This window comes from Phaeovulum sp., assembly GCF_041596715.1.
In the GTDB taxonomy this organism is placed as follows: Bacteria; Pseudomonadota; Alphaproteobacteria; order Rhodobacterales; family Rhodobacteraceae; genus UBA6213.
The window spans coordinates 1-8,887 of record NZ_JBFHIA010000126.1; the positions used below are offsets into that span (position 1 = coordinate 1).

Genomic DNA, 8,887 nt, shown 5'->3' on the forward strand with positions numbered 1-8,887 from the left:
CGCCATCACGCCACGCGCCACACCCAGCATGGCGGGATTCAGCGCGCGGCGCTGCGCCAATCGCGCTGGTATGACGAGGTTACCAAGGCAGACTGGATCTTGGTCTGCGATGCGGATGAGTTCCTGACGGTAAAGGTGGGCGATGGTTCGTTTGCGGCGCTGATAGGTGCCTCGCCCATTGGTGCCGAGGTGATTGGCATCAGTTGGCGGATCTTTGGCTCGGCTGGCATTGTGGGCTATGAAGACCGCCCGGTGACCCAGCAATTCCGGCGCGCCGAACCGGAGGGTGCGGGTGGAACCTATGTCAAATCTCTGTTCCGAGGTTTGGAAAACATCGCGCGGATAGGCATTCACATGCCGCATCCGCGCGCCGATCTGGGCCGCCCGCTGGCGCGCTGCATGGCAGGGGGCGCGCCTTGGAAGCCGGTTGCGGGCGCGTTGATTCTGCGGGCCGAGCGGGGGGCGGCACAGATGAACCACTACGCCTTGCGTTCGCGCGACTCGTTTCTTGTCAAGCGCGACCGGGGCCGGGTGAACCATGCCGGGCAAGACATGGGCGAGGACTATTGGCGGCGGTTCGAGCGCACCGAGGTTGTGTGCGATGCGATCCGCCGCCACGATGGCACCACCGCGCGCTGGTTGGCCGAGTTGCATGGAGACCCCATACTGGCTGCGCTTCATGCGCGCGCGGTGGAATGGCACCGGGCGCGCGTGGCCGAATTGCTGGCGCGGCCCGACTGGGCGGCACTTGCCCTTCGCCTGACAGCGGGGCAAAGCTAGCACATGCGGTATCTGGCCATACTCACGGTGAAGGATGAAGGCAGCTTTCTGCTTGATTGGCTTGCGCATCACCGCGCCGTGGGCATCACCGACGTGCTGGCGATTTCCAACGATTGCAGCGACGGCACCGATGCGATGCTTGATCGGCTGGAGGCGCTAGGATGGCTTGTGCATCAGCGCAACCCCGCGCCGCACCCCAAGGGGCCGCAATGGTCGGCGCTGAAACTGGCCGAGAGGCACCCGTTGCTGGCTGCCGCCGACTGGGTGATCACGCTCGACATCGACGAGTACCTCAACATTCACGTGGGCGATCACCGCTTGCCCGCGTTGGTGGCCGCCTGCCCCGACGCACATGCACTGGCGCTTTCGTGGCGGATGTTCGGCAATTGCGGCGTCGTGAATTATGCCGACCGCCCGATGGCCGAGCAGTTCTTGCGCGCGGCCCCGGCGGAGATGATCTGGCCGTGGCGCGCGCAAATGCTCAAGACGCTTTGGCGCAACGACGGGCACTGGGCCAAGCCCGGGGTGCACCGCCCGCGCGCGCCCGACCCCGCGCGCCAAGACGAGCAGGTCTGGCGCGATGGCTCGGGCAGGCAATTGCCCGACGCCTACCGCAGCGGGCGGCTATTTGCGCCGCTGGGGCAACGGAACTGGGATCTGGCGCAGATCAACCACTATGCGCTGGGTGCAATGCAAGCCTATGTGGTGAAAGCCGCGCGAGGCCGCGCCAACCGCGATGCTTCGGCCTTTGATATGTCGTACTGGGTCGAGCGCAACTTTTGCGCGGAAGAGGATCGATCGGTTCTGGCGCTTGCCGATGTGGTTGCACCGCTGCGCGCCGAATTGGCGGGCGACCCCGAACTTGCGGCGCTGCACGCGCGCGCCGTGGCATGGCGGGGCGAACGATTCGCAACCTTGATGCTGCAAGAACCCTACCGCGCGCTTTTTGGCCGATTGCTGCTGGCACCGCCCAGCCGACCGCTTGCTGGCGAGGCGGCCGCGGCGATGTTGGGCTGGGGGCAGCGCGCGGCACTGGCGGAACGCGAAACAAACGCAAGCGCATCCAAAGACTAGGCGGCATCGGGAAACAGTCGCCATTAAAAAAACCCGGTTCCGACTTCATCCGGCCCGCTAAGGTGCTATGGTTGGCCTTACTTGGGGGCGCTGACTGCGCAAAACATGCAGGAAACCGATGTTGGGCGGAGTCGAAACCACGACTGATCTATCCGTATTGAGCCAGGAAGAATGGGCAAAGCGGCTGGACGAGATTGGCGACGAGGCCGGTTATTGCGAAAACCTTGGCGCACGGCACCGGGTATTCTTCCTTGATGAAGGGCCGGTGTTGCTAGTCAGTTTCGAAACGGTGGCCAACATTCGCGCGCGCCAGCCTGACCAGCTACCAATGGCCCACGCGATCGCCAAGGCGCGCGGATGGTCATGTCTTTCGGTCATCAGCGACGGTGACACTTGGTTTCGGGATCGCGCCGTTTTCGGCTATTTTGACCGGTTGGTGGACGACGCCTTTTTTGAAGATTTCGACCGCGTGGTCTTTTACGGCGCAGGGCATGCGGGCTATGCGGCAGCGGCCTTTGCCGTAACCGCGCCCGGTGCCACGGTGATCGCGCTGGCACCGCAAGCAACCCTAGACCCGACCATTGCTGGCTGGGACGACCGCTTTCCGCACATGCGCCGCACCGCCTTTGACGACCGCTATGGTTATGCGCCCGACATGCTGGAAGGCACGGGCGAGGCCTTTGTGCTTTTCGACCCGCTGGTGAAACTGGATGCGATGCATGCCACGCTGTTTCGCGCGCCCTATGTTACGGCACTTCCCTGCCCGCTGATCGGGCAAGACCCCGAATCGATTCTGCTGGGAATTGGCTTGATCGAACAGATGCTGGTTGCCGCCTGCGAGGGCCGCTTCAGCGCCGCAGCGTTCTGGCGGCTCTACCGCGTGCGGCGCGATTCAACGCGCTGGCTGCGCCTGCTTGCGGCGCATTGCGATGCGGCCAATCGGCCCTATCTGACCGCGCTTCTGTCGCGCAATGTCGCGCGGCGACTGAACGCGCCACGATTCCGGCGGCGCTTTGAAGTGCTCGAATCCGAGCTTGCTGAAAAGGGCGTCACGCTGCCGCCCGAAAAAATCCGCTGATATCAGGCGTTGGCGGCGGGTGGCCCGTCTTCGGCCTCGTCGCCGTCATCGGCCTCATCGTCGGCGTGCAGGCGCGCGACGTGCAGTTGCACATGGCGGCGCGCGTGACGCAGCGCAGGATCGGCGGCGCGCGATGGTGCCTCGGGCTGCATCTGGCCGCGAAACGGGCGCAGTTGGGCACCCAGTGCCGTCAGCGCCGCGGCCAGTGCCGGATCGGCAGGCACCACAAGCCGCGCGTGGCCAAACTCGCAAGCCACGAGGCGCGCGCCAATCTCCCAAGCAAGTCGCGGCAGATCACCGCGCACTTCCAGCAAATCTTCGATCTGATCGTGGGTCCGGTGCATGGTAGCCCCCTTTTCGCAGCGCGGGTGGAACACCGCGCTACTAGAGTATTACCCTGCCCCGGCGTCCTCGCAAGCACGCCAAGCCGTTCCGCGACGATCAGCCCCAGAAACGGTCCGAAAAGACGTGATAAACGATCCGGTCGCGCGAAATACCAATTTTTGCCAATTCTGCATCGGATAGCGCGTTCAGCCGTTCAACCTCTGCCACCCGCGAGTGACGATCGACATACTGAATCAGACCTTGCGCGATGCCATCAATCAGTTTGCGCGCCCAGTTGGTGCGTGCTTCGGCTTGCGGTGCATGTGCTGTAACAAAGGTCATGTTCGGGACTCCTTTAGATATCGTTCCCCCATGACCCGAATATATGTCAGCAACCCTGCCATATCTAGCGCTAATGCTGCATAGCAGCTATGCTTTCGCCGCGCCGCAGCAATGATCGATCTCAAGAAGGGCAGCGCCAGGCACCTGCGCGCACCTCATAAACGGGCACACCGGGTTCTATAAGGTCAAAGACAACATGCGTTGCGCCCGCATCCTTTGCCTCGGCTTTCACCGAGTTTCTGGCGTAAGCCAGCCCTGTCTGGGCCAATACCGGCCCGTAAACCCCGGGTGCCATGCGAATGTTGGTGATCAGCGTGCAGCCCACCACCTCGGCCGCCGTTGCCTCGGTTATACCCCGCGCGCCAGTCAGGCCGGGATCGTTGCATCCTGAAAGAACACCAAAGGCAGCGAGGGCTAGGATAGCGGTTTTCATCGGGCTTTTCTCCGGCAAGGTCGCGGGCATCCTGCGCGTAGCCGCGTGCTGCTGCAAGCCCACCAATAGCCGCAGCGCACCCGGCCTGCCGGGGCATTGCAGACGATGTGCCGCACCGCGTGGCGCACCGGAACACGGCAACTTGGCTCTTTATTCGCGAAGCAAAACACTATACCTTGATTATGTCGGCTTCGAGCAGTCAGACCAACACAACATATAGTAGAATTGGAACAATTCAAATGCAGGCAAGCAAACCCTTCCGGGTAGCCCTCGCGGCACCCAGTCTTGTAGCATGCATGGCAGTGTTCAGCGGCGCTGCCATCGCCAATCCTCTTCCCGGCCAATGGGACGGTGCCTATTGGGGGCTTTCGTTGGCACTCACTGGCGAAGGCGATGATCGCGTGTCGGTGACCCCGCCCGGTGATACGCCCGGAACGCTTTCAATGGGTGGTGTGCTTGGTGCCGCGCATCTCGGCTGGCGCCAAGAGGCAAAAGGCATCGTCTGGGGCGTTGAAGGCGACCTGCAGCTTGGCCGCGTATCCGATAGCTTTACCGCATCGGGCTATACGGCCTCATCGCGCATCAATCAGGCCGCAAGCCTGCGCCTTGTTGCAGGGCTGCCTGCGGGCGATACGGGCCTGCTTTATCTGACCGGCGGTCTGGCCGCGGCAAATGTCAACTATTCAGTCAGCTCAACCGGGCTCGACATTTCCGACACCAGCATCCGCACCGGCTACGCCGTCGGCGCGGGCTATGAGCGGCAGCTCTATTCGGGTTGGAACGCGCGGCTGGAGTATCAATACTCCAACTACGGCAAGACGACGCTCTATGACGGGTTGTCGGAAACCGAAGAAACGCCCGATTACCATTCGCTGCGGATCGGCCTGAACCACAGCTTCTAAAGCCTACCGGGCGGCCCGCTTGCGGCAGGCCGCCCGGCAATTGCGCTGGAAATACCGCGCTCTTTGCGCTAGCGCAGGCGTATGAGCGATCGCATCACCCTGCCCCGCCCCGACGATTTTCACCTGCACCTGCGCGATGGCGCGATGCTGCAAGGGGTTTTGCCCGAAACCATGCGCCATTTCGCGCGCGCGCTGGTGATGCCGAACCTTGTGCCACCCGTCGTTACCGCCGCCGATGCGCGCGCCTACCGCGACCGGATTCGCGCCCTGATCCCCGAGGGGATCGTCTTCACACCGCTGATGACGCTCTACCTCACCGAAACCACCGACCCCGCCGATGTCGCACAAGCCGCGGCCGATGGGCTGGTGGCTGCGGTCAAGCTTTATCCGGCAGGTGCCACCACCAACTCCGCCTCCGGCGTGCGCGATTTTGACAAGGTGCGCGCGGTGCTGGAGCGTATGGCCGAAATCGGCTTGCCGCTTTGCGTGCACGGAGAGGTAACCGACCCAAGCGTAGATATCTTCGACCGCGAGGCGGTGTTTCTGGACCGCGTGCTAGAGCCGATCCGCCGCGCCACACCGGGGCTGCGGGTGGTGCTTGAACATGTCACCACCGCAGAGGGCGTGGCCTATGTGCGCGACGGTGGCGAAAACCTTGCGGGCACGATCACCACGCATCATCTGATCCTGAACCGCAACCACATCCTCGCAGGGGGCATCCGCCCGCACTACTATTGCCTGCCCGTAGCAAAACGCGAACTCCACCGCCGCGCGCTTTGCGAGGCAGCAACCTCGGGCGAGGCGCGGTTTTTCCTTGGCACCGATTCGGCCCCCCATATCGACGCGCTCAAAGAACACGCCTGCGGCTGCGCAGGCTGCTTCACCGCCACCAACACGCTGCCGATCCTTGCGCAGGTGTTCGAAGACGCAGGCGCGCTTGCACGTCTTGAAGGTTTCGTCGCACGCCACGGCGCGGCCTTCTACCGGCTGCCGCCCAACACAGGCACCGTCACGCTGGAACGCCGCGCGGCCCCGCTGGCCCTGCCCGACAAGATCCTGACCGGTGCCGGGCCGGTGACACTGTTTGACCCCGGCTTTCCGCTTTACTGGCATGTCACCCCATAACCAACTGCTTCAGAAAGAAATATCCCCGCCGGAGGCACCTATTTCGGCGGCGCTGCGCTCCGCGGGGGATATTTGGACTGAAGCATTTTGCAGAGAGTTGCGCCCATGATCCCAGCCTCCTTCCCCCCGAAAGACGAAATCGCCCGCCTTACCGCGCGTATGCTACTGGAAATCAGGGCGGTGCATTTCAATGCGGAAACGCCTTTCACGCTGGCCTCGGGCCTGCCCTCGCCCACCTATATCGATTGCCGCAAGCTGATCAGCTTTCCACGCATCCGCTCTGTCTTGATGGATTTTCTGGCCGTGACGGTGATGCGCGAGGCCGGATTCGAGGCATTCACCAATATCGCGGGCGGCGAGACCGCGGGTATTCCCTTTGCCGCACTGATGGCCGAGCGTCTGGCGCTGCCGATGACCTATGTGCGCAAGAAGCCCAAGGGCTACGGCCGCAATGCGCGTATCGAGGGGGTGATGGGCGAAGGCGACCGGGTGCTTTTGGTCGAAGACCTGACGACCGACGGCGGCTCGAAGCTGAACTTCGTCGATGCGATCCGCGAAACCGGCGCGCGCTGCGACCATACCGCCGTGATCTTTTACTACGGGATTTTCTCTGACACTTTGCCGAACCTCGCCGCGCACGGCTTGGCGCTGCATCACCTTTGCACCTGGTGGGATGTGCTGGCCGAGGCGCGCGCGCAGGAAGCGTTTGACACGGCAACCCTGCGCGAGGTCGAGACTTTTCTGACCAGACCCCGTCTTTGGCAGGACGCGCATCGAAAGACCTGAGGGCCCCCGCGCTGGGGCTTATCCACCGCTTTTGCCCCGATCTATACAATTTGCATCGCGCCGCGGGCTTGTGGCATACCCGTGGCCTGAGCAGCGAGGGAAGTCATGGTTGAAGTGCGCGCTTTGCGCGAAGTAGCAGGAGACGCCACGCCGGAGGCCCTGCCCCACAACATCGAGGCCGAGCAGCAACTGCTGGGCGCGATCCTTACCAACAACGACATTTACGACCGCATCGCGGCCTTGGTTAAGCCCGAGCATTTTTTCGAACCCGTGCACCAGCGCATTTTCGAGGTGGCGCTGGCGCGGATTCAGAAGAATGCCTTGGCAAGCCCGGTTACGCTCAAAGCCTATCTAGAAGAGGATGATGGGCTGAAGGCGCTTGGTGGGCCTGCCTATCTTGCGCATCTGGCGGGCACTGCGATTGCGGCATATGCCGCGCGCGACTATGCGCAGATGATCTATGATCTTGCTGTGCGGCGCGAGTTGATCCGGCTTGGGCAGGATGTCGCGGCGCGCGCCTCGGAGATCGTGGTGCACGACGACCCGCGCGAGCAGATCGTGGCCGCCGAGCAGGCGTTGTACAAGCTGGGCGAGCAGGGTCATGCCGAACGCGGCTTCGTGTCTTTCCTCAAGGCCGCACATGATGCGGTCAGCGTGGCCAATGCGGCGTTTCAGCGTGGTGGCGGGCTTTCGGGCATTTCCACGGGCCTGTCCGATCTGGACCGAAAGCTTGGCGGTCTGCACCCCTCGGATCTGTTGATCCTTGCCGGGCGACCGTCGATGGGTAAAACCGCGCTGGCCACCAACATCGCCTTCAACATTGCGCGCGCGCATCGCCGCGGGCGCAAACCCGATGGATCCGAAGGCTCTGTTCAGGGCGGCGTGGTCGGGTTTTTCAGCCTCGAAATGAGCGCCGAGCAGCTTGCCGCGCGCGTGCTGTCCGAGGCGTCGGAGGTTGCGTCTGAACAGATTCGCCGCGGCGAATTGAGCGAAGGAGAGTTTCGCCGCTTTGTCGAGGCGGCAAAAGACCTCGAAACCTGCCCGCTTTACATCGACGATACGCCTGCGCTGCCGATCTCGTCTCTGGCCGCGCGCGCAAGGCGTTTGAAGCGCACGCACGGGCTGGATGTGCTGATCGTGGACTATCTTCAACTGGTGCGCCCCGCGACTGCCAAAGACAGCCGGGTGAACGAAGTTTCCGAAATCACCCAAGGGCTGAAGGCCATCGCCAAGGAACTCGACATTCCGGTGATCGCGCTTTCGCAGTTGAGCCGACAGGTCGAGAGCCGCGAAGACAAGCGCCCGCAACTGAGCGATCTGCGCGAATCCGGCTCGATCGAGCAAGACGCCGACGTGGTGATGTTCGTATTCCGCGAGGAATACTACAAGGAACGTGAGAAACCCGGCGAGCATGACCTTGAGGGGATGGCCAAGTGGCAGCAGGCGATGGAGCAGGTGCATGGCCGCGCCGAGGTGATCATCGGCAAGCAGCGGCACGGGCCAATCGGCAGTGTCGCGTTGGCGTTTGAAGGCCGCTTTACCCGGTTTTCCAATCTGGAACAGCACCATCAACCGCGCGGAGACGAAGGCTTCTAAGCATTGCCCGCCGCTGCGGCGCGGGGTGAAGCCAGCAGCGAGGCACGCTCTTTTCGCGGCCTTTCCACTTGACCTTGGCGGCGCGGCTGTCACAACGGGCGATCATGAGCAGCGCACATTTGCAGATCGATCTCGATGCCGTTCTCGCCAACTGGCGGGCGCTTGATGTTGCCTCGGGTGCGGCTTGCGAGACCGCAGCCGTTGTCAAGGCCGATGCCTACGGGCTGGGGGCCGCGCGCGTGGCGGCGGCGCTGCGCGCAGCTGGGGCGCGTAAGTTCTTCGTGGCGCTTGCCGAAGAGGGCGCAGCCCTGCGCCAGGCGCTGGGAAATGGGCCCGAAATCTTCGTGCTTTCGGGCCATATGGCGGGCGACACAGAACTGATCGCGGGGCGCGCGCTGACGCCGGTGTTGAATTCGCTCGAACAGGTCACACGGCATTTCGAGACGC

11 protein-coding genes are annotated in these 8,887 nt (G+C 63.2%); 8 read left to right on the forward strand and 3 right to left on the reverse strand.

What is annotated here, in order from left to right:
* The 3 genes from ABY403_RS09780 to ABY403_RS09790 form a co-directional block, all read left to right on the forward strand.
* Nucleotides 1-780: glycosyltransferase family 2 protein (locus tag ABY403_RS09780; RefSeq protein WP_372840609.1), on the forward strand; the 780-nt coding region annotated here is incomplete at its 5' end.
* 3 nt (nucleotides 781-783) lie between these two features.
* On the forward strand, nucleotides 784-1,854 hold the full coding sequence (locus ABY403_RS09785) for a glycosyltransferase family 2 protein (RefSeq protein ID WP_372840610.1): 1,071 nt from the start codon (nucleotides 784-786) through the stop codon (nucleotides 1,852-1,854).
* 118 nt (nucleotides 1,855-1,972) lie between these two features.
* Nucleotides 1,973-2,932 carry a phosphoadenosine phosphosulfate reductase gene (locus tag ABY403_RS09790; protein ID WP_372840611.1) on the forward strand — a complete coding sequence of 320 codons (960 nt, stop codon included), beginning with the start codon at nucleotides 1,973-1,975 and terminating at the stop codon, nucleotides 2,930-2,932.
* 2 nt (nucleotides 2,933-2,934) lie between these two features.
* Here ABY403_RS09790 and ABY403_RS09795 read toward each other — a convergent pair whose 3' ends face one another.
* The 3 genes from ABY403_RS09795 to ABY403_RS09805 form a co-directional block, all read right to left on the reverse strand.
* Nucleotides 2,935-3,276 (reverse strand): hypothetical protein, encoded by a 342-nt coding sequence (locus ABY403_RS09795; RefSeq protein WP_372840612.1) that lies wholly within the window; start codon nucleotides 3,274-3,276, stop codon nucleotides 2,935-2,937.
* A gap of 97 nt (nucleotides 3,277-3,373) precedes the next feature.
* Complete coding sequence (locus ABY403_RS09800; RefSeq protein WP_372840613.1) at nucleotides 3,374-3,598, reverse strand: DUF1127 domain-containing protein; 225 nt, start codon at nucleotides 3,596-3,598, stop codon at nucleotides 3,374-3,376.
* A 121-nt stretch (nucleotides 3,599-3,719) separates the two neighbouring features.
* Nucleotides 3,720-4,031, reverse strand: a complete 312-nt coding sequence (locus ABY403_RS09805; protein ID WP_372840614.1) for a hypothetical protein — start codon at nucleotides 4,029-4,031, stop codon at nucleotides 3,720-3,722.
* 296 nt (nucleotides 4,032-4,327) lie between these two features.
* On the opposite strand from ABY403_RS09805, the gene ABY403_RS09810 reads away from it, so the two are divergent.
* The 5 genes from ABY403_RS09810 to ABY403_RS09830 all read left to right on the forward strand — a co-directional run.
* Nucleotides 4,328-4,933: an outer membrane protein gene (locus ABY403_RS09810; RefSeq protein WP_372840615.1), complete on the forward strand. Its 606-nt coding sequence runs from the start codon at nucleotides 4,328-4,330 to the stop codon at nucleotides 4,931-4,933.
* Nucleotides 4,934-5,014: 81 nt separating this feature from the next.
* Nucleotides 5,015-6,058 carry a dihydroorotase gene (gene pyrC, locus ABY403_RS09815; protein WP_372840616.1) on the forward strand — a complete coding sequence of 348 codons (1,044 nt, stop codon included), beginning with the start codon at nucleotides 5,015-5,017 and terminating at the stop codon, nucleotides 6,056-6,058.
* A 105-nt stretch (nucleotides 6,059-6,163) separates the two neighbouring features.
* Complete coding sequence (locus tag ABY403_RS09820) at nucleotides 6,164-6,844, forward strand: orotate phosphoribosyltransferase (protein ID WP_372840617.1); 681 nt, start codon at nucleotides 6,164-6,166, stop codon at nucleotides 6,842-6,844.
* 105 nt (nucleotides 6,845-6,949) lie between these two features.
* Nucleotides 6,950-8,440: a replicative DNA helicase gene (locus ABY403_RS09825; RefSeq protein ID WP_372840618.1), complete on the forward strand. Its 1,491-nt coding sequence runs from the start codon at nucleotides 6,950-6,952 to the stop codon at nucleotides 8,438-8,440.
* A 104-nt stretch (nucleotides 8,441-8,544) separates the two neighbouring features.
* On the forward strand, nucleotides 8,545-8,887 hold a 343-nt coding region (locus ABY403_RS09830), incomplete at its 3' end, for an alanine racemase (RefSeq protein ID WP_372840619.1).